At 67.7% G+C, this 17,775-nt stretch carries 20 protein-coding genes, 1 tRNA gene and 1 pseudogene; 16 read left to right on the forward strand and 6 right to left on the reverse strand.

The features are described 5' to 3' along the window. Positions 1 to 2 precede the first annotated feature (2 nt). Together ABFX45_RS22600 and ABFX45_RS22605 are read left to right on the forward strand one after the other, a co-directional pair. Positions 3 to 467 carry a peroxiredoxin gene (locus tag ABFX45_RS22600; protein ID WP_109640630.1) on the forward strand — a complete coding sequence of 155 codons (465 nt, stop codon included), beginning with the start codon at positions 3 to 5 and terminating at the stop codon, positions 465 to 467. A 38-nt stretch (positions 468 to 505) separates the two neighbouring features. After that, positions 506 to 577: transfer RNA gene (locus ABFX45_RS22605), tRNA-Val, on the forward strand. A gap of 84 nt (positions 578 to 661) precedes the next feature. On the opposite strand, the gene ABFX45_RS22610 is transcribed toward ABFX45_RS22605, so the two are convergent. Beyond that, entirely contained in the window at positions 662 to 1,102 is a 441-nt protein-coding gene (locus ABFX45_RS22610; protein WP_170155240.1) for a hypothetical protein, read from the reverse strand. 202 nt (positions 1,103 to 1,304) lie between these two features. Here ABFX45_RS22610 and ABFX45_RS22615 point away from each other — a divergent pair, with 202 nt between their 5' ends. The 5 genes from ABFX45_RS22615 to ABFX45_RS22635 all read left to right on the forward strand — a co-directional run bounded on the left by ABFX45_RS22615 (position 1,305) and on the right by ABFX45_RS22635 (position 4,881). After that, positions 1,305 to 1,676 (forward strand): hypothetical protein, encoded by a 372-nt coding sequence (locus ABFX45_RS22615; protein ID WP_346131874.1) that lies wholly within the window; start codon positions 1,305 to 1,307, stop codon positions 1,674 to 1,676. 79 nt (positions 1,677 to 1,755) lie between these two features. Then, on the forward strand, positions 1,756 to 2,955 hold the full coding sequence (locus ABFX45_RS22620; protein WP_346131875.1) for a cytochrome P450: 1,200 nt from the start codon (positions 1,756 to 1,758) through the stop codon (positions 2,953 to 2,955). A gap of 15 nt (positions 2,956 to 2,970) precedes the next feature. Further along, positions 2,971 to 3,465, forward strand: coding sequence for a GNAT family N-acetyltransferase (locus ABFX45_RS22625; protein ID WP_170155239.1), 495 nt, complete (start codon positions 2,971 to 2,973; stop codon positions 3,463 to 3,465). A gap of 87 nt (positions 3,466 to 3,552) precedes the next feature. Beyond that, entirely contained in the window at positions 3,553 to 3,846 is a 294-nt protein-coding gene (locus tag ABFX45_RS22630) for a hypothetical protein (RefSeq protein WP_109640625.1), read from the forward strand. A gap of 9 nt (positions 3,847 to 3,855) precedes the next feature. Then, positions 3,856 to 4,881 (forward strand): saccharopine dehydrogenase family protein, encoded by a 1,026-nt coding sequence (locus tag ABFX45_RS22635; RefSeq protein ID WP_346131876.1) that lies wholly within the window; start codon positions 3,856 to 3,858, stop codon positions 4,879 to 4,881. A 146-nt stretch (positions 4,882 to 5,027) separates the two neighbouring features. Here the strand turns inward: ABFX45_RS22635 and lipA are convergent, their stop codons facing one another. From lipA to ABFX45_RS22650, 3 genes are all read right to left on the reverse strand, one after another. Further along, positions 5,028 to 6,029 carry a lipoyl synthase gene (gene lipA / locus ABFX45_RS22640; protein ID WP_346131877.1) on the reverse strand — a complete coding sequence of 334 codons (1,002 nt, stop codon included), beginning with the start codon at positions 6,027 to 6,029 and terminating at the stop codon, positions 5,028 to 5,030. Positions 6,030 to 6,119: 90 nt separating this feature from the next. Beyond that, positions 6,120 to 7,010 carry an oxidoreductase gene (locus ABFX45_RS22645; protein WP_346131878.1) on the reverse strand — a complete coding sequence of 297 codons (891 nt, stop codon included), beginning with the start codon at positions 7,008 to 7,010 and terminating at the stop codon, positions 6,120 to 6,122. After that, the gene (locus ABFX45_RS22650; RefSeq protein ID WP_109640622.1) at positions 7,007 to 7,315 is read right to left on the reverse strand and encodes a hypothetical protein; all 309 of its coding nucleotides are present in this window, start codon (positions 7,313 to 7,315) and stop codon (positions 7,007 to 7,009) included. Before ABFX45_RS22650 ends, ABFX45_RS22645 begins: the two co-directional genes overlap by 4 nt. A gap of 89 nt (positions 7,316 to 7,404) precedes the next feature. On the opposite strand from ABFX45_RS22650, the gene ABFX45_RS22655 reads away from it, so the two are divergent. The 3 genes from ABFX45_RS22655 to ABFX45_RS22665 all read left to right on the forward strand — a co-directional run bounded on the left by ABFX45_RS22655 (position 7,405) and on the right by ABFX45_RS22665 (position 9,607). Further along, positions 7,405 to 7,995, forward strand: a complete 591-nt coding sequence (locus ABFX45_RS22655; protein WP_109640621.1) for a TetR/AcrR family transcriptional regulator — start codon at positions 7,405 to 7,407, stop codon at positions 7,993 to 7,995. Positions 7,996 to 8,061: 66 nt separating this feature from the next. Beyond that, positions 8,062 to 8,742 (forward strand): SDR family NAD(P)-dependent oxidoreductase, encoded by a 681-nt coding sequence (locus tag ABFX45_RS22660; protein ID WP_146231796.1) that lies wholly within the window; start codon positions 8,062 to 8,064, stop codon positions 8,740 to 8,742. Between the two features lie 259 nt (positions 8,743 to 9,001). After that, complete coding sequence (locus ABFX45_RS22665; RefSeq protein WP_109640619.1) at positions 9,002 to 9,607, forward strand: response regulator transcription factor; 606 nt, start codon at positions 9,002 to 9,004, stop codon at positions 9,605 to 9,607. A 164-nt stretch (positions 9,608 to 9,771) separates the two neighbouring features. Here ABFX45_RS22665 and ABFX45_RS22670 read toward each other — a convergent pair whose 3' ends face one another. Beyond that, positions 9,772 to 10,866 carry a sensor histidine kinase gene (locus ABFX45_RS22670; protein ID WP_109640618.1) on the reverse strand — a complete coding sequence of 365 codons (1,095 nt, stop codon included), beginning with the start codon at positions 10,864 to 10,866 and terminating at the stop codon, positions 9,772 to 9,774. A gap of 403 nt (positions 10,867 to 11,269) precedes the next feature. On the opposite strand from ABFX45_RS22670, the gene ABFX45_RS22675 reads away from it, so the two are divergent. From ABFX45_RS22675 to ABFX45_RS22685, 3 genes and pseudogenes are all read left to right on the forward strand, one after another. Continuing rightward, positions 11,270 to 12,085, forward strand: coding sequence for an AfsR/SARP family transcriptional regulator (locus ABFX45_RS22675; RefSeq protein WP_109640617.1), 816 nt, complete (start codon positions 11,270 to 11,272; stop codon positions 12,083 to 12,085). A 19-nt stretch (positions 12,086 to 12,104) separates the two neighbouring features. Then, positions 12,105 to 13,820, forward strand: a pseudogene (locus ABFX45_RS22680) (acetolactate synthase large subunit); the annotation flags it as partial. Further along, positions 13,820 to 14,074 (forward strand): ACT domain-containing protein, encoded by a 255-nt coding sequence (locus ABFX45_RS22685; protein WP_346131880.1) that lies wholly within the window; start codon positions 13,820 to 13,822, stop codon positions 14,072 to 14,074. The pseudogene ABFX45_RS22680 and the gene ABFX45_RS22685, both read left to right, overlap by 1 nt. 53 nt (positions 14,075 to 14,127) lie before the next feature. Here ABFX45_RS22685 and ABFX45_RS22690 read toward each other — a convergent pair whose 3' ends face one another. Further along, a complete protein-coding gene (locus tag ABFX45_RS22690) occupies positions 14,128 to 14,610 on the reverse strand; it encodes an SRPBCC domain-containing protein (RefSeq protein ID WP_109640614.1) in 483 nt (160 codons plus the stop codon). Between the two features lie 159 nt (positions 14,611 to 14,769). Between ABFX45_RS22690 and ABFX45_RS22695 the strand changes: the two genes are divergently transcribed. The 3 genes from ABFX45_RS22695 to ABFX45_RS22705 all read left to right on the forward strand — a co-directional run bounded on the left by ABFX45_RS22695 (position 14,770) and on the right by ABFX45_RS22705 (position 17,755). Continuing rightward, positions 14,770 to 15,207 carry a nuclear transport factor 2 family protein gene (locus ABFX45_RS22695; RefSeq protein ID WP_211337644.1) on the forward strand — a complete coding sequence of 146 codons (438 nt, stop codon included), beginning with the start codon at positions 14,770 to 14,772 and terminating at the stop codon, positions 15,205 to 15,207. An 86-nt stretch (positions 15,208 to 15,293) separates the two neighbouring features. Next, positions 15,294 to 16,316 (forward strand): MDR family NADP-dependent oxidoreductase, encoded by a 1,023-nt coding sequence (locus ABFX45_RS22700; protein ID WP_109640612.1) that lies wholly within the window; start codon positions 15,294 to 15,296, stop codon positions 16,314 to 16,316. Between the two features lie 20 nt (positions 16,317 to 16,336). Then, positions 16,337 to 17,755: an alpha/beta fold hydrolase gene (locus ABFX45_RS22705; RefSeq protein WP_346131881.1), complete on the forward strand. Its 1,419-nt coding sequence runs from the start codon at positions 16,337 to 16,339 to the stop codon at positions 17,753 to 17,755. Positions 17,756 to 17,775: the final 20 nt, after the last annotated feature.

Below are 17,775 nucleotides of genomic sequence, written 5' to 3' on the forward strand. Positions count from 1 at the left end.
TCATGGCGGTGGAAGTTGGTTCGGAAGCCCCGGACTTCACGCTCAACGACTACAACAAGCAGCCTGTGACGCTGTCGTCGTTCCGCGGCGCGAAGAACGTGCTCCTGGTCTTCTACCCGTTCGCGTTCAGCGGCATCTGCAATGGCGAGCTCTGCCAGCTGCGCGACGAACTGGCGACCTACGAGGACGAGAACGTCCAGGTGCTGGGCGTGTCCGTGGACTCCCCGTTCGCGCTGAAGGCGTGGGCGAACCAGGAGGGCTACCAGTTCCCCCTGCTGTCCGACTTCTGGCCGCACGGTGCCGTCGCCCAGTCCTACGGTGTGTTCAACGACACCGTGGGCATGGCGCTGCGGGGGACGTTCCTGATCGACGTGGATGGCGTCGTGCGCTTCGCCGAGGTCAACGCGCCTGGTGAAGCCCGGGATCAGGACGCCTGGAAGAAGGCCGTAGCCTCCCTCAAGGCATGATGTAGCTGTACCCCCAGTACTCTCGAGTGCTGGGGTTGGGGCGTGTAGCTCAGCGGAAGAGCACTCGGTTTACACCCGAGCGGTCGCAGGTTCGATCCCTGTCGCGCCCATTCCGCTCTGGGCGAGGTGTGTCGGCGGAAAGCGCCGACCGCCTCGCTCCATTGTGTTTCCGGGGTGCAACCCCCCGTGCGTGGTCAGTAGCCGCGAGCCGTGAGGAACCACAGGACGCCCGCGCCCAGCAACAGGACCAGCACGATCGAGCCCCAGATCCACCGCGTTCGCACGGTCTCTCGATGCAGTTGCTCGTACCACTGCCGCTGTGCCTCGCGGCCTTCTTCCGTGTTCCTGAGCCACTCGGGCCGCAGCACGGCCGTGTCGTCGGCGATCGCGTCGGCGACCCGCTGCACGTCGTCGGCGTGGTACTCGATCCAGGTGTTGGTGCCGTAGGTGCCCGTCGCAGATGCTTGCAGGGTACGGACGTCGTTCGCCTCGACGACCGCGCCGATGTGGCCGACGACCGGCCAGGCGGCCGCGACCTCGCCGTAGCTGAGGTAGCCGTCACGAGCGTAGTAGCGGCCACGGCGCCGTTGTGTGATCAACTCCGCCACCGGCACGGGAGCAGGGATGTCCGTCACGGCGAGGCACCTCCAACCACGCTGGAAGAAACCACCTTTCCGTGGGGCCGCCGCTGCCGCAAGGTCCGTGACGTTCATCGGCGATCACGACGAGTGGTCGTCCGGACACCGGTCACGATCTGGAACGGGACGCGGTGGTGCCGTATTTTGTACGGGTTGTCGGGGACGTTTGGGCCCGCCTCCCTCCTAAGGACGACTACCTGTGAAGCGCAAGGGCAAGGTCGCGAAGCCCGTCCCGGCCACCGTCACGCAGGAGCAGATCAAGCTGCTCGCGTTGGTGGAGCAAGGTGGCGTGCATCGCGGTGCCACCAGCTGGTACCTCGAGCACCGGCCGGCCAAGCACTGGGACGCCGAGGATCTGGAGATCCTGCAGCTGCGTCACTGGATCACGTGGGAGAGGCCGGACCGGGCCATGGACCACGGGATGGCGGCGCCCGTCGACATCACGCAGGAAGGCCGGGCGGCGCTGCAGCACCACCTGCCCGGATGGGTGCTGGGGCGCAAGGCCATCGCCGCGCCGCCGCCCCGCCTGCCCGCGGTGGAGACGATCAAGGTGCTCGACGCGCTCCAGTGATCGGAACGGGCGGTGGACATCTCGCTCCGGCACGGTAGAAACGGTGGCGAGACACTCTTCCGGGGGAGCGAAGCCGATCATGCCGAACCTGTTGACCGGTGGCGATTTGCGCGCACGCGAGCACCATCGGATCGAGGACGACGCACGGGCAGCAGGGCCGCTGCACGACGCGACACGGCCCGACGGCGTGCGGGTGAAGGTGGTGACGGTCGGGCTCGAGCTGACCCGCAAGCTGCTCACCGACAAGCGGCTGTCCAAGGACAGCGACGCGCTGCAGAACGAGTTCAAGCGCCAGCTGGCCGCGCTCGGCAGCACCCAGACCGAGCTCGCCGGCCTCTTCGGGCCGAGCATGCTCAACAGCGACAACCCGAAGCACGCCCGGCTGCGCGGGCTCGCGGTCAAGGCGTTCAACGCAGAGGCGGTGCAGCAGCTCGCACCCCGCATCGGCGAGATCACCGCGGAGCTGATCGACAGGTTGCCCGTCGGTGAGGAGATCGACCTCGTCGCCGCGCTGGCCGTGCCGATGCCGTTGCACATCATCGGCGAAGTGCTCGGCGTTCCGGAGAACGACCGCGCCCACGTCCGCACGTTGATCCAGACGATGATGTCGATGGACCCCGACGTCTCGCAGCCCGCGAGCGACGCGCTGGCCGGCTACTTCCACGGCCTGCTCACCGGCGACGAGCTCGACGAGAGCTCGCTGTTCGGAGCGTTGGTAGCAGCCGACGACGAAGGTGATCGCCTCACCCACGACGAGCTCATGGCGATGGCGTTCCTTCTCGTCGTGGCGGGCCACGAGACCACGGCCGGTCTCATCACGAACGTCGTGCACGACGCGTTGGACAACGGCCTGTGGGAGAAGATCGCCGCCGACCCCGGCCTGGTGCCGGTGCTCGTCGAGGAGACGCTGCGGCACAACTCCCCGGTCCGCAACGCCACGCACCGCATCACGACAGAGCCTGTCGAGATCGGCGGTGCCGAGGTGCCGGAGAACACCCTGCTGCTGATCAACCTCGGCTCCGCGGGACGCTGTCCTGCGGCGCACGAGGACGCCGCGCGGTACCGCGTCGACCGCTCCACGACGGGACACGTGGCGTTCGGCCACGGACCGCACTTCTGCCTCGGTTCAGGGCTTGCCCGCCTGGAGACCGAGATCGTCGTGCGTGAGCTCGCCACCCGGTTCCCGCGCACCACCTGCTCGGGCGACGAGCAGCCCGCGGTGACGGACAACGACATCATGGCCAGCTCGAAAACCCTTCCCGTCGTGCTGCGGCCCTGACCTACGCTGGCCCGCGTGGAGATCATCCAAGGGGGCCCTGAACACGTCGACACGGCCGCGCTCATCTGGGCGCACGCGGTGACCGTCCGGGACAACTACGACGAGATTCCGTCGCTCGAGGAGGCGCGTCCCGGCATCGAGAACGCGCTGGCGAACGAGCCGTCGCTGTTGCTGCTGGCGTTCGAAGGCGGTGAGGCGGTGGGCTTTCTGGCTGGCGGTCCACAGCAGACAGGCACACAGGGGACCGCGTACATCAACTACGTCGGCGTGCACCCCGACGCGTGGGGGAAGGGTGTCGGCGAGAGGTTGTTGCGCGCACTGCCCGATGCGTTGATCGAGCGCGGGTACACCGACGCGGAGCTGTTGGTCTACGTCGACAACCTGCGTGGCGTACGCCTCTACGAACGCCTCGGATGGACCAAGATCGGCGACCCGGCGCCGCATCCGCGCAACGGCCGGGTGGAGCAGCGGTACTCGTTCTCCGTGGCATCGCGCCCGACCGGGGTGTGAGAGCACTCAGCCGGGGATTAGGGGATCAACCCCAATGCGTCTGACCAGGGCTACCCCTGAGTCCATTTGAGACGTAACTTTTGTTTCATGTCAGTGCGCACGTTCGCCGTCGTGGTCGGTCTCGCCTTCTTGCTCGGCGGGGGTGCGATCCTGTTCGTGATGCTGGCCGTCGAGGCGCCCAGCGGGTCGCTCATCCCGTGCGGCAACGGCCTCGGCCTCGGTTTCGACCAGAACGCGGCCGCCGCGGTCAGTCCGGCCTATGTGGACATCTGCGCCGATTTGAGGCAACGCAGGCTGCTCTGGGCGTTGCCGGTGATCGGGGTGGGCGCACTACTGCTGATCGGCTCTTTGGTCGCTTCACGCAACGCTACTCGCCGGTAAGGTCGCGGCATGACGTGGATGGTCTACGGCGCCAACGGCTACACCGGACGTCTCATCGCGGAACTCGCGGTCAAGCGAGGGGAACGGCCGATCCTCGCGGGCCGCTCGAGCGAGAAGGTCGAGCCGATCGCCGGCGCGCTGGGACTCGAGCACCGCGCGTTCGACCTCAGCCAGGCGAGGGCTCATCTGGAGGACGTCGACGCCGTCGTGCACTGTGCGGGCCCGTTCGCCCACACCTCGGCCGGGATGGTCGAAGCCTGCCTGAAGACCGGCACGCACTACCTCGACATCACCGGTGAGATCGACGTCTTCGAGTCCATAGGGCGGAGGGACGTCGACGCGCGCAAGGCCAGCATCGTGCTGCTCCCCGGCGCCGGTTTCGACGTGGTCCCCACGGACTGCCTCGCCGCGGTCCTGAAGAACGCCCTGCCGACCGCCACCCACCTCGATCTGGCGTTCGTCGTCGGGGGAGGAGCGAGCGCGGGCACGACCAAGACCTCCGTCGAGGCCGCCGCCGTCGGCGGGCGCGTCCGCGAGAACGGCGAGCTGACGAGCGTGCGCATCGGACACCGCCGCCGCACCGCCTACTTCCGCTCCGGACCGCGCGAGGTCGGCAGCATCCCGTGGGGCGACGTCAGCACGGCCTACCGCTCGACCGGCATCCCGAACATCACGACGTTCACCACCGTGCCCAGCCTGCTCGGACAGCTTCAGCAGGTCTTCGCCCCCGTGCTGCAGACGTCGCTCGTGCAGAGCGTCGCGAAGACCGTCGCCGGCAAGGTCAAGGGCCCCGACGAGCGCAAGCGCGCCAACACCAGGGCCGAGGTGTTCGGCGAGGCGTGGGACGCCAAGACCAAGGTCGAGTGCGCCATCACCACCCCCAACGCCTACAGCCTCACCGCCGACTCCGTGCTCCGCGCCATCGGCAAGATCAACGGCGTCGCGCCCGGCTCGCACACTCCGTCGAGCGCGTTCGGCGCCGACTTCATCCGCGAGCTGGACGGCGTCGTCGTCGGCGAGGTCCGCTCCCGCTAGCCTCGCCGTTCCCGCAGGTCAGGCCCACTAATATATTGGTTGTGCAAAAGACGTTTGCGGACGTCCGCAAACGTCTTTTGCATGAGCACGAGAAACAGCAGCTCACCCGCGGTGGGTGAGCTGCTGATATATCGGTTGGCTCGCCGTCAGCGCGGGGCGAGCAGGCTGGTGATCTCCTGCGACGCGGAGACCGTCAGCAGGTGCTGGAGGTTCTCCGGCAGGGCCTCGCCGCGCTTCTGCTTCGCCTCGGCGTAGAGGCGGCCGGCGCGGTAGGAGGAGCGGACCAGGGGGCCCGCCATGACGCCGAGGAAGCCGATCTGCTCGGCCATCTCCTTGTGCTCGACGAACTCCTCGGGCTTAACCCAGCGCTCGACCGGGTGGTGCCGCGGCGACGGGCGCAGGTACTGGGTGATCGTGATGATGTCGCAGCCCGCGTCGTAGAGGTCGTTGAGCGCCTCGGTGACCTCCTCGGGGGTCTCGCCCATGCCGAGGATCAGGTTCGACTTGGTGACCAGGCCGAACTCGCGTGCCTTGGTGATCACCTCGAGGGAGCGCTCGTAGCGGAACGCCGGGCGGATGCGCTTGAAGATCCGCGGCACCGTCTCCAGGTTGTGCGCGAGCACCTCCGGGCGGGACTCGAAGACCTCGGCCAGCTGCTCGGGAACGGCGTTGAAGTCCGGGATCAGCAGCTCGACGCCGGTGCCCGGGTTCATCTCGTGGATCTGGCGGACGGTCTCGGCGTACAGCCACGCGCCGCCGTCGGCCAGGTCGTCGCGGGCGACGCCGGTGACCGTGGAGTAGCGCAGGCCCATCGCCTGGACCGACTCGGCGACGCGGCGGGGTTCGTCGCGGTCGAGGTCGGCGGGCTTGCCCGTGTCGATCTGGCAGAAGTCGCAGCGCCTGGTGCACTGCTCGCCGCCGATCAGGAACGTGGCCTCGCGGTCTTCCCAGCACTCGTAGATGTTGGGACAGCCGGCCTCTTCGCAGACCGTGTGGAGGCCCTCGCGTTTGACCAGGCCCTTGAGCTCCCGGTACTCGGGGCCCATCTTCGCCCGCGTCTTGATCCACGAGGGCTTCTTCTCGATCGGCGTCTGGCTGTTGCGGACCTCGAGCCGCAGCAGCTTCCGACCCTCTGGTACCACAGTCACCACCTCACCCTACGCTGCGGCCCCGCGTGTCCGGCGTCACGCACGGCCCACCAGAGGGTAAGTGCCAGAACCTGGGTTTCCGGTCGAGCGCTACGGCAGATCCGGGGTGATCCCGGTCAGCTTGATGGTGAGTTCCCACAGGCGGTTCGCGGCCAGGTCGTCACGGGCGGCGGCGGTCATCCGCGCGACGGTGGGGTGGCCGCGCATGCCGTTGAAGCCGTCCGGGCCGTAGTACTGGGCGCCGCGCGCCTCGGGTGACGTTGCCGCGTAGAGCTGCGGCAGCGCGCCCATCTCGACGGACTGCGAGAACAGGTGGCTGATCTTGCCGCCGATCCGCATGACCAACGACTTGTGCGCGTCGGCCATGTTGTTGGTCAGCTCGGTGGCCGTCATGCCGGGGTGCGCCGCAATCGACGTCACGTCCGGAGAGCGGCGATCCAGCTCCCGTGCGAAGAGGATGTTGGCCAGCTTGGACTGGCTGTAGGAGCCGCGAAGGCTGTACGAGCGGCGTTCCCAGTTCGGGTCGTCGAAGTCCATGTGGCCGTACTGGTGCATGAGCGATGACACGGTGACGACGCGCGCGCCTGGACGTTGCTTCAACGCCGGCAGCAGCAGCCACGTCAGGGCGGCGTGGCCCAGGTGGTTCGTGCCGAACTGGCGCTCGAAGCCGTCCGCGGTCCGGCCGTACGGCACGGCCATGATGCCCGCGTTGTTGATCAGAACGTCGAGCGACCCGACCTTCTCGGCGGCCGAACGAACGGAGCCGAGGTGGGCCAGGTCGAGCTCGAGGACCTCTGCGGAACCGCGCACCGTTCGCCGTGCCGCCTCACCTCGCTGGACGGAGCGACAGCCCATGATCACGTGGGCGCCCTTGGCCGCGAGCACCTGTGCGGTGCGCAGGCCGAGACCGGAGTTCGCACCGGTCACCAGGACGGTGCGGCCGGTCTGGTCGGGGATGTCGGCTTCGGTCCAACGACTCATGGAGTCATTCCTACCGCCCGGTAACTGCCGAGCGAAAGGTGTGCGTCGAGGACCGCTCGCAACACCGGCTCGTCCGCGGCCAGTTCGGCGGTGACGCGGTGCTCGTCGACCGGGCCGTCCAGCGCGGCCGCCTCCATGCGGGCGGTCAGCTTGTTCTGCCAGCGGTGGTCGAGCGCCAGCAGCAGTTCGTGCAGTGAGGAGAAGACGTCCGGATCCACGATCAGCGGTGCGGACGGGTCGCGCCGGGCGTCGCGCAGCACGGCGTCGAGTGCGTCACGGCGGCGGTAGTGGTCTGCCCAGCCCATGTCTCGTACCCCCGGTCTCTCGCATACTCCTGGTATGACCCGACCATACCATCGGTACGTACCGTCGGTATGTGAGATACGTTTCGCCCGTGCGAACACGACGGGCCGAGTACTCGGAGTCGACCAGGCAGGCGCTCGTCGACAGCGCTGTCGACCTGTTCACCAAGCGCGGGTACGCCGGTACGTCCCTCGACGAGGTCGTCAAACGCGCCCGCGTGACGAAAGGCGCGCTGTATCACCACTTCAGTGGCAAGCAGGCGTTGTTCGAGGCGGCTTTCGCGCAGGTCGAGACGCAGGCGATCGAATCGCTCACCGCGGTGGTCACGGCTGACGGTGACGCGTGGGAGACCGCGGTCGCCGGTCTGCGCGCGTACGTTCGCAAGTGCCTGGATCCCGAGTACCAGCGGATCATCATCCACGAGGCGCCGGTGGTGATGGGCTGGGAACGCTGGCGTGAGGCGGAAGAGCACTTCAGCTTCGGTTTGCTCCGCACGGCCGTGCAGTTGCTCGTCGACGCGGGGGAGATCGAGGAAGCACCCGTGGAGATCATGGCCCGGCTGCTGTTCGGCGCGTTGTCCGCGGGTGCCAGCACGATCGCGAGCTCGTCCGATCCCAAGCGCACCGGGCGCGAGGTCGAACGCGCGATCCTCCGCGTTCTCGAGGGTTTGCGCAAGAAGTAGTCGAGTTCGGCCCTAGTGGCCGGGCGCAACGTCGATCACCACGCGGACAACGAGGTGGTCAGCATCATGATCGAACCGGTCAACACGCGCCTGGGACTCGACGGAAAGATCGCTCTGGTCACGTCGGGAACGCACGGGCTCGGTCTCGCCATCGCGAGCAAGCTCTGCGACAACGGCGCGCACGTCATCCTCACGACAACAGACGACGACGTCGACATCGAGCGCGCCAAGATCGTGCTCGCGGGCAAACCCGGCTCGGTGGCGGTCACCCAGCTGAACATCCACGACGAGCATTCGGTGCGTCTCCTCTTCGACAGGGTCAAGGAGGAGCGCGGGCGGCTGGACATATTCGTGCACCACGCCGTGTCGCCGGACCTCACGCCGTTGCTCAACATCGTCGAGCCGCTCGCCAAAGTGTTCGTCGACGGTGGCCGTGTGGTCATCGCCGGCTACACCGTGACCCCGGTGCACGGCGTGATCCGCACGCTGGCGCTCGAGATGGCCTGGTACCGAGTGGCGGTCAACGCCGTTGTCACCACAGTCGTCGACAACGGCCCCATGAACATCGACCCGGACCTGGTCGACCGGCTCGCGATCAAGAGCCCGTCCGGGCGCGTCACCCTGCCCGGGGACATCGCCAACGCCGTCGCCCTGCTCTGCACCGACGAGGCCGCGTGGGTCCAGGGTCAGGTGATCACCGTCGACGGCGGGCTCGAACTGCTGGAGCGGTGGGGCGAGACCCGTTGAACCGCTATTCGGACCGAATCGCCGTCGGGCCCTGAAGTCGGGTCGTACTCGCATTTCGCTCGAGCCGTACCGGTTTTCGGTTCGGTTGCTGATGCAACTTGTGAGCATGCGGTCACTCGGCGTTACCTGCCGATTACCTTCATTAATTGGTCATAGCGCATTCGGAGTAACGCTCGGCGCGGTCGGCCTCAATGCTTGTCCTGACTGGTCACGAGTGTAAAACTCAAAATGGTGACCTGGGGGCAAGCAAGGGGGTCGGATGATCAGAGTGCTACTCGCCGAGGACGTGCAAATGGTCCGCGGTGCTTTGGTCGCCTTGTTGAATCTTGAACCTGATATTGAGGTCGTCGCCTCCGTGGCGTCGGGTGACGAAATCATCTCCGCGGTCGAGAAGAACAAGCCGGACGTAGCCGTCCTCGACATCGACCTGCCCGGGATGGATGGGCTTTCCGCCGCAACCGTGATCCACGGCACCGTCCCCGATACCCGGACGCTCATTCTCACCAGCCTGGGACGGCCGGGCACTCTCCGGCGCGCGTTGAACGCCCGCGTCAACGGCTTCATCCTCAAGGACGCCCCGGTCGGTGAGCTCGCCGACGCCATTCGTGGCGTTTCGGTCGGGCGGCGGGTGATCGACTCCCAGCTCGCCCTCTCGGCGTGGGACACCGACGAGTGCCCGCTGACGCCGCGTGAGCTGGAGGTGCTGCGGCTCGCCTCCGACGGCGCGGACGCGATGGAGATCGCCACAACGCTGTTCCTGTCGGTCGGCACCGTCCGCAACTACCTGACGGCGGCGACGGCCAAGCTCGACGCCCGCAACCGCGTCGACGCGGTCCGCATCGCCCGTAAGTCCGGCTGGTTCTAGGGCGCCGCCGGCACCTGCTTCACCGTCGCGCTCCAGATCTTTGCAATGGGACTTTTGACGACGCCGTCAAAAGTCCCATTGCTAAGGGGCTGGTGAGCGGGTTGCGGAGAGATCGTTTTGCGTGATGGCGGGCAATATATTGGTTGGCAAGGCCTGGGGGCGCGTCAGGCGGATGCTTGGTCGTCCTGCTGCGGGGAGTTGGCAGAGGTCACGGCCGGGATCGCGGCGTGGACGTGGAACGAGCCGTCGCCGATGTGCCTGGCGCTGAAGGTGCCACCCGCGGCTCTGACGCGTTCGGCCTGGTTGCGGACGCCGTTGCAGTCGGCGGAGGCGGCGCGGTCGGCGGCGCCGTCGTTGATCACGTCGAGGAGCACGGTGCTGCCGCGCTGGCGGACGCCGATGGTGCAGGTCTGGGCGTCACTGTGGCGCAGGACGTTGGTGACGGCCTCGCAGAGGACGGCGGCGAGGACGGTCTCCACCGGCTCGGGGAGCGGATCGTGGTCCAGTTCGACGCGGACGTCGATGTTGGAGGCGGTCAGCATCGTCTTCGCCGAGGCGGAGGTGTCGGCCAGCGAGACGGGCCGGTAGGCGCGGGCCATGGAGCGCACGTCGGCGAGGGCGTGGTGAGTGATATCCAATATATCGCTTAGGTGCTCCCGCATGTGTTCCCAGCCGTTGCCGGAGCGGTCGGCGACGATCCGGTGGGCGAGCTCGCTCTTGAGCTTGATGGCGCTGAGGCTGTAGCCGAGCAGGTCGTGCAGGTCGCGGGCGACACGGACGCGTTCGGCGGCCACCGCCGTGTCCACGCCGGCCACGTCGGCCGCGGGGCGGGGTTCGGCTTTGGCGGGTGCGAGCAGCGGGGTGGCGAAACCGGAGGCCAGACCGGCCAGGAGCAGCGCCATGGCGGCGGTGGCCGTCATGGCCTCGCCGTGCGTGGTCTGAGCCAGGGCGGTCGCCACCACGGTCGTCACGAAGACCACCCAGCCGAGCAGCGGGGGCAGGACCATCAGGGCGTTGCCCGCGACGAGGCCTGCGACGCCCGCCCAGGAATGTCCGAAGAGGACGTAAGGCAGCACCAGGAGGGCCGCCTGGGCGGCCAGGACGAGGCGGCGGGTGGCGGTCGACAGCTGGCGGAAATAGGTCACTTGCAGCAGGACAAGTAGAGCGAAATCAATCGCCGACACCGCCAATTCAGTGATCCCGTCGACGAGTAGTAGCGCGCGGGCCAGGTCGGTCAGGCAGACCGCGACGATGATCACGCGGTATCTCGGTATCGCAGCCGATGCATTCACCTTGTCCCCCCAACAGTCTGGGGGCAAACCGCTGGCCCCTCTGTACTTGCGGCGCGCGCCCGATCCGAATACTAAACAGGCGATGGCTGTTCGACTTGCTGATCTGTATCGGTTCAGAACAGTCGACCACATTGATCGGCGACTCAATTTCGTGCGAAGAGTCGAACATCTTTCGTGCAAGTAACCGTGCGTGGTTGAATGATTACCCAACGGATATGTTTGGGTTCGTTTGAACCTATGAATTTCTCATCTCCGGCGCAGTAGACCGCCATCTCGGAGTCATGCCTGGATACGTGGCGTTCGATAGCCCGGCTCAGGTGAACTTGATGGCACAAGCAAGTCAACCGCCGCCAATCAGGGGGAGGCTCCTATGGAGATCAAGGTTCTCGGACCGCTGGAGGCACGGGAGAACGGCATCTCGATCGCGCCGAGCGCGGTGAAGCCACGTCAGGTGCTGTCACTGCTGGGCCTGCAGGCCGGGCACGTCGTCACGGTCCCGACGCTGATCGAAGAACTGTGGGGGATGACACCGCCACGCAGCGCGCTCACCACCCTGCAGACCTACGTGCTGCAAGTGCGTCGCCGCATCGAGGCGGCCATGCCCGGCGATGGCCCGGGCATCGCCAAGAGCGTGCTGGTGACCCGCTACGGCGGCTACATGCTGGACGTGCCGCCGGAGAGCGTGGACGTGCGCAGTTACGAGCGGCTCGCGAGCGCGGGACAGCGCGCGTTCGAGGTCGGTGACCTCGAGTCCGCCTCACGCCTGCTCCGCAGTGCCGCCGAGGTGTGGCGCGGGCCGGCGCTGGTGGACGTGCAGATCGGTGTCCGGCTCGGCATGGAGGTCACCCGGCTGCAGGAGAGCAGGCTCGGCGTGCTGGAGACCCGCATCGAAGCCGACCTGCAGCTCGGCAAGCACCAGTCGCTGCTGAGCGAGCTGTCCGTGCTGACCGCGCAGCACCCGATGCACGAGAACCTGTGCGCCCAGTACATGCTCGCGCTCTACCGGGCGGGCCGGCAGTGGAAGTCGCTGGAGGCGTACAAGTCGCTGCGGGACACCTTGATCGAGGAGCTGGGGCTTGAGCCGTCCGAAAGGCTGCGTCAGTTGCAGCGGGCGATCCTGAGCTCCGAGCCGTCGCTCGACGAGCCGCTGTCCCCTCGCCAGCTGGAGCGCCAGCTCGCAGGCTGAACCCCTTCCGGGAGCTCACATCGTGGATACCACAGGCGCAGGTGCGTTGATCAGGGCGCTCGAGGACGTCGGCTGCGAGGTGATCTTCGGGATGCCCGGCGGGGCGATCCTGCCCGCCTACGACCCGCTGCTCGACTCGGTGAAGATCCGGCACGTGCTGGTGCGTCACGAGCAGGGTGCCGGGCACGCCGCGCAGGGGTACGCGCAGGCGACGGGACGGGTGGGCGTCTGCATGGCGACGTCGGGACCGGGGGCGACGAACCTCGTCACGCCGCTCGCGGACGCCTACATGGACTCGGTGCCGATCGTGGCGGTGACCGGCCAGGTCGCCCGCTCGGTGATCGGCACCGATGCCTTCCAGGAAGCGGACATCCGCAGCATCACGCTGCCGATCACGAAGCACAGCTTCCAGGTGACGGACCCCGCGGACATTCCCGCGGTGATCGCCGAGGCGTTCGCGATCGCGGCCTCCGGCAGGCCGGGGCCGGTGCTGGTCGACCTGCCCAAGGACGTGCAGTCGGCACCGGCGACCTACGTGCCGGCACCCTCTGCGACCCGCGGCCGTCCCGCCGTGTCACCGGTGCAGGTGCGCAAGGCCGCTCAGCTCATCGCGACCTCGCACCGGCCGGTGTTCTACGTCGGCGGCGGGGTGATCCGCTCGGGTGCGGCCCAGGCCTTGTTGCGGCTGGCCACCCGCACCGGGATTCCGGTGGTGACCACGCTCATGGCCCGCGGTGCCTTCCCCGACTCGCATCCGCAGCACCTGGGGATGCCCGGCATGCACGGCACCGTGCCCGCCGTCGCCGCGTTGCAGCGGGCCGACCTGCTGATCGCGCTGGGAACCCGGTTCGACGACCGCGTCACGGGGTCGCTGCCCCACTTCGCGCCGAGCGCCGCGGTGGTGCACGCCGACATCGACCCGGCGGAGATCTCCAAGAACCGCCGCGCCGACGTGCCGATCGTCGGCGACTGCCAGGACGTGATCGCCGCGTTGAACGCCGTGGTGAGCAGAACCCCCGATCTCGCCTCGTGGTGGGACTACCTCAACGGGCTGCGGACGACCTACCCGCTCGGTTACGACTGGCCCGCGGACGGCGCGCTCGCCCCGCAGTACGTGATCGAACGGCTGAGCACGCTCGCCGGCCCGGAGGCGATCTACACCTCGGGCGTCGGCCAGCACCAGATGTGGGCAGCGCAGTACGTGAAGTACGAACGCCCCGCCTCGTTCATCAACTCCGGTGGCCTGGGCACCATGGGTTTCGCGGTCCCGGCCGCGATGGGCGCGCAGGTCGGCGCACCGGACCGCACGGTGTGGGCGATCGACGGCGACGGTTGCTTCCAGATGACCAACCAGGAGCTGGCGACCTGTGCCATCGAGGGCATCCCGATCAAGGTCGCGATCATCAACAACGGCAACCTCGGCATGGTCCGGCAGTGGCAGACCCTGTTCTACGGCGGGCGCTACTCCAACACGCGGCTCAACACCCACAACCGCGTGCCTGATTTCGTGAAGCTCGCGGACGCGCTGGGCTGCGCCGGACTGAGGTGCTCGGAGAAGTCCGAAGTGGACGGCGTGATCACCGAGGCGATGGCGGTGCGCGACCGCCCGGTGGTGGTCGACTTCGTGGTGGGGCAGGACGCCCAGGTGTGGCCGATGGTGGCCGCGGGGACCGGCAACGACGAGATCATGGCCGCGAGGGGCATCAGGCCCCTGTTCGACGAGGAAGCTGAGTGATGACAAGACATTCGCTCTCCATGTTGCTGCGCAACGAGCAGGGCGTCCTCGCGCGCGTCGTGGTGCTGTTCTCGAGCCGTGGTGTCGACGTCGAACGGCTGAGCCTGCGCCCCGCCGGTGAGCTCTTCCGCCTCGACGTCGAGGTCGCGCTCCTGCCGGGGCGTTCGCCCGCCCAGCTGGTCGAACAGCTGCGCAGGCTCGTCGACGTCCGCGAGATCCGGCACGTGGACGAGGAGCTCGAACTCGGTGCCTGACCAGACGAAAAGGGCCGCCCCGACGTGCCGGGGCGGCCCTTTTCGCGGTGTGATCAGGCTGCTTTGGGGACGTGCTTGGCCACAACGGCCGCGTACTGCTCCAGCGTCTCGCCCGGCGAAGGACCGTCGAGCGCGGCGTGGATGCTCTCCGCGATGTCACCGTGGCGGTGCAGGTCGGCGTGCGTCAGAGTCATGGTGGTCGTGGTCGGACCGCTGGCCACGAAGTCCACCTTGATGAACGAGGCCTTCTCGTCGTCGAAGATCGGCCGCCACTGGGGGCCGACCCGCCACGTCATCACGAGCCGGTTCGGCGGGTCCCACTCGGTGATGGTGCCCCAGGCGATCTCCTCGCCGTCCGCACCGCGCTCGAAGTAGCGGCCGCCGACGAACGGCTCGATCGTGATCGCCTGCCGCTGCTTGACGAACACGTGCGATTCCGGCCACCACTCCAACGGCCGTTCCACGAAGATCGCGAACGCCTGCTCGATGGTCGCCTCGACCGTCACCGACTTGGCGACGTCGGGAACTGAGGCCATAGTGGCCCTCCTCGCGAGTTGGTAAGGATGCTGTCACCTCACCCTGGCGAGCACTTCTCGACGCCGGATGGAAGCGGGGTCGAACCAGGGCGGCTCAACCGGATGTCCAGCGGGGCGACGCATATTCGCCGTAGCGAAGCCGGCAGACGAGGAGTTGTCGTGTCCCGTGTCAGTGTTGAGGTCCACATCGAGGTCCAGACGTTCTACGCACAGCAGATGCGGCTGCTCGACGCGTTGGACATCGAGGGTTACGTCCAGACGTTCACCGAGGACGGCATCACCGACCACGCCCACCGCGGCGAGAAGGTCGAGGGCCGTGCCGCCATGATCGCCGGCGCCAACGCCGCCCTGCCCCGCTACCAGGGCGTGGCCGTGCGGCACTGGAACGACCACTACCTGATCGAAGAAGCCGGCGAGAACACGCTGAACGTCACCTACTGCTCGCTCGTGACGCGGACCGATGCCGAGGGCAAGGTCACGTTCGAGCCGACGTTCTTCATCGAGGACGTCCTGGTGCGCGTCGACGGCCGGCTCTACACCAAGTCGCGGACCGTTCATCGCGACGGACAGGCGAAGCCGGTCGCACGGGCTTCCTGACCTCGCGGAGCGCCTGGCTCCACCGCGGCTCTAGGGCGGTGTCCGAGGCTGTTCTCAAATCGATTCCGAGTACGGAGGTCCCCCTCATGGCTACCACGGCGATTCCCGCCAAGGCACGGGAAGTGCGTCTCGCCTCCCACGTGACGGACGTCGTGTCCGAGGCCAACTTCGACGTCGTCGAGGTCGATGTCCGCCAGCCCGGTGAGGGCGAGGTCGTCGTCCGCTACGACTACCTGCAGGTCACTGCGGTGATGCAGGATCTGATGCGCGAGGACGCGGACCTGCCGATGCCCACCTACAAGGTCGGCGAGACGCTGTGGGGCTTCGCCGTCGGCAAGGTCGTCGCGTCGAACAGCCCGGACCTCGCGGTCGGAGACAGCGTCGAGGGCATGAACGGCTGGCAGGAGTACGCGGTCGGCCCCGCCCAGTCGTTCTGGAAGCTCGACCCCGACCTGTACCCGACGCCCGAGCACTACCTGACGCAGGGCCCGACCGCCTACCACGGCATCGTGGACATCGCCCAGGTGCGCGAAGGAGACACGGTGTTCGTCTCCGGTGCGGCCGGTGGTGTCGGCTCGCTCGCCGGGCAGATCGCGAAGTGCCTCGGCGCCAAGCGCGTCATCGGGTCCGCGGGAAGCCAGAAGAAGATCGACTACCTGGTGAACGAGCTCGGCTTCGACGCCGCCTTCAACTACAAGAAGGGCAAGGTCGTCGACAACCTGCGCAAGCTGGCACCGGACGGCATCGACGTCTTCTTCGACGTCGTCGGTGGCGAGCAGTTCGAGGCGGCGGTCCAGGCGGCGGCGCAGGACGCGCGGTTCGCCCTGTGCGGTGCGCTGTCCGGCCAGGTCGGCGACAGCGAGGGCGCGTTTCCGCGCCTGGACATCATGACCGCGATCGTGCGGCAGATCCAGATCCGGCCGTTCGCGACCTACCACACCCCCGAGCAGATCTGGGCGTGGCAGCAGAACTTCAGCACGTGGCTGAAGGAGGGCAAGTTCGTCTTCCCGCACACGATTGTCGACGGTGGCCTGAAGAAGGCACCGAAAGCACTGCTCGATCTGTTGCGGGGCAAGCACTTCGGCAATGTTCTCGTGAAGCTCACCTGACAGGTCAAGGGGAACTCATCGTGACGACGTCCTTACCCGGATGGTCGGCGGCGGATGCGGACGGCGTGCAGCACGCCGTCGTCGAGGTGCCGCTCGACTACTCCGATCCGGCGGGTGAGCGGATCTCGTTGAAGCTCACCCGCATTCCGGCGACCGATCCGGAGCGGCGGCGCGGCGTGCTGCTGGCGATCAACGGCGGACCGGGGGGAGACGACGGTCTCGGTGCCCGGATGCCGGTCGAGCTGAAGCGCACCACCTCGTTGAACGAGGTGTACGACCTCGTCGGGTTCGACCCGCGCGGTACGGGCGACTCCACGTTCCTCGGCGCAGAGGCGAGTCCGACGACCGCGGTCTTCGACTCGAGGCCGCCGGACGAGCAGTTCCCGTTGATCGCAGCCGACATGAAGGAACGGGAGGAGGGCTGCAGCCGGGCGGGCGGCACCCTCCGCCCGCACGTCAGCACCCGCAATCTCGCGCGTGACATCGAGTTCATCCGCCGGCTGCTGGGTGAGGAGAAGATCAACTACCTGGGGTACGCGTACGGCACGATGGTCGGCGCGGTGTACGGCACGATGTTCCCGGATCATCTGGACCGCAGTGTGCTGGACTCGTGCAAGCACCCCGTGTGGGACTGGCGCACGCAGTTCAAGTCGCAGGGGGCCGCGATCCGGTACAGCGTCGACGCGTGGGCGCGGTGGACCGGCGAACGCGAGAGCCGGTACGGACTCGGCGCCGGCGCGAGCGACGTGGTCGGCTCGGTCGAGGACGTCGCGGCCGGACTCGCCGCGCTTGCGCCGAGCCCCCTGTTGCGCACCCTTTTCGACCAGCGGATCGGCGTGCTGGCGCCGCGGCGGCCGGACTGGGACCAGCTCGCCCGCCTGGTGGTCGATCTGCGCAAGGCGGTGTCGCACGGAGATTCGGCGGCGGCCGAGGCACTGCTCTCGGGCCAGAGCGTGTGGCGCCCCGGTTCCACGATGGGTGGCCTGCGCGAGGCGGTGCTCGAGGCGGTGACGCTGGAGACCGAGTGGCCCACGGACCTCGAGGTCTACTACGCGGACATGCGCGAGTTCCGGGAGAAGTACCCCTACGGGTTCGGCGTGATGCGCGCGCAGCCGTGGGTCGGGACGTTCGCGACGTTCAAGCACGCCGAGCCGCCTACGACGGTGGCCCGCATCGGATACCCGATGGGCCTTGTCGTGCAGACTGACAGCGACCCGTGGAGCTGTTACGAGGGCGGTGTCGCGATGGCGAAGCGCCTGGGACACCGCCTGATCACCGTGACGGACTCGGGCGGCCACGAGACGTTCGCCTTCGCCGGGAACACCGTGGTCGACCATCTCGTGACCCGCTATCTGGTCGATGGCGTGCTTCCGGAAGAGGACGTGACGTGCGCGGGTGACCCGCGTCCCGAGGTACCCGCAGACGATGCGGTGCGGTGAAGTCTTCCTTCCCCTGCGGG

The sequence above is a fragment of the Lentzea roselyniae genome, from assembly GCF_039537795.1.
GTDB classification, from domain to species: Bacteria; Actinomycetota; Actinomycetes; order Mycobacteriales; family Pseudonocardiaceae; genus Lentzea; species Lentzea atacamensis.

Bases quoted from the DNA above. Each gene is read 5' to 3' on its own strand.
- ABFX45_RS22660 (WP_146231796.1), top strand. From the start codon at position 8,062: ATGATCGAACCGGTCAACACGCGCCTGGGACTCGACGGAAAGATCGCT.
- ABFX45_RS22600 (WP_109640630.1), top strand. From the start codon at position 3: ATGGCGGTGGAAGTTGGTTCGGAAGCCCCGGACTTCACGCTCAACGAC.
- ABFX45_RS22630 (WP_109640625.1), top strand. From the start codon at position 3,553: ATGTCAGTGCGCACGTTCGCCGTCGTGGTCGGTCTCGCCTTCTTGCTC.
- ABFX45_RS22675 (WP_109640617.1), top strand. From the start codon at position 11,270: ATGGAGATCAAGGTTCTCGGACCGCTGGAGGCACGGGAGAACGGCATC.
- ABFX45_RS22665 (WP_109640619.1), top strand. From the start codon at position 9,002: ATGATCAGAGTGCTACTCGCCGAGGACGTGCAAATGGTCCGCGGTGCT.
- ABFX45_RS22690 (WP_109640614.1), bottom strand. From the start codon at position 14,610: ATGGCCTCAGTTCCCGACGTCGCCAAGTCGGTGACGGTCGAGGCGACC.
- ABFX45_RS22650 (WP_109640622.1), bottom strand. From the start codon at position 7,315: ATGGGCTGGGCAGACCACTACCGCCGCCGTGACGCACTCGACGCCGTG.
- ABFX45_RS22645 (WP_346131878.1), bottom strand. From the start codon at position 7,010: ATGAGTCGTTGGACCGAAGCCGACATCCCCGACCAGACCGGCCGCACC.
- ABFX45_RS22635 (WP_346131876.1), top strand. From the start codon at position 3,856: ATGACGTGGATGGTCTACGGCGCCAACGGCTACACCGGACGTCTCATC.
- ABFX45_RS22620 (WP_346131875.1), top strand. From the start codon at position 1,756: ATGCCGAACCTGTTGACCGGTGGCGATTTGCGCGCACGCGAGCACCAT.
- ABFX45_RS22685 (WP_346131880.1), top strand. From the start codon at position 13,820: ATGACAAGACATTCGCTCTCCATGTTGCTGCGCAACGAGCAGGGCGTC.
- ABFX45_RS22700 (WP_109640612.1), top strand. From the start codon at position 15,294: ATGGCTACCACGGCGATTCCCGCCAAGGCACGGGAAGTGCGTCTCGCC.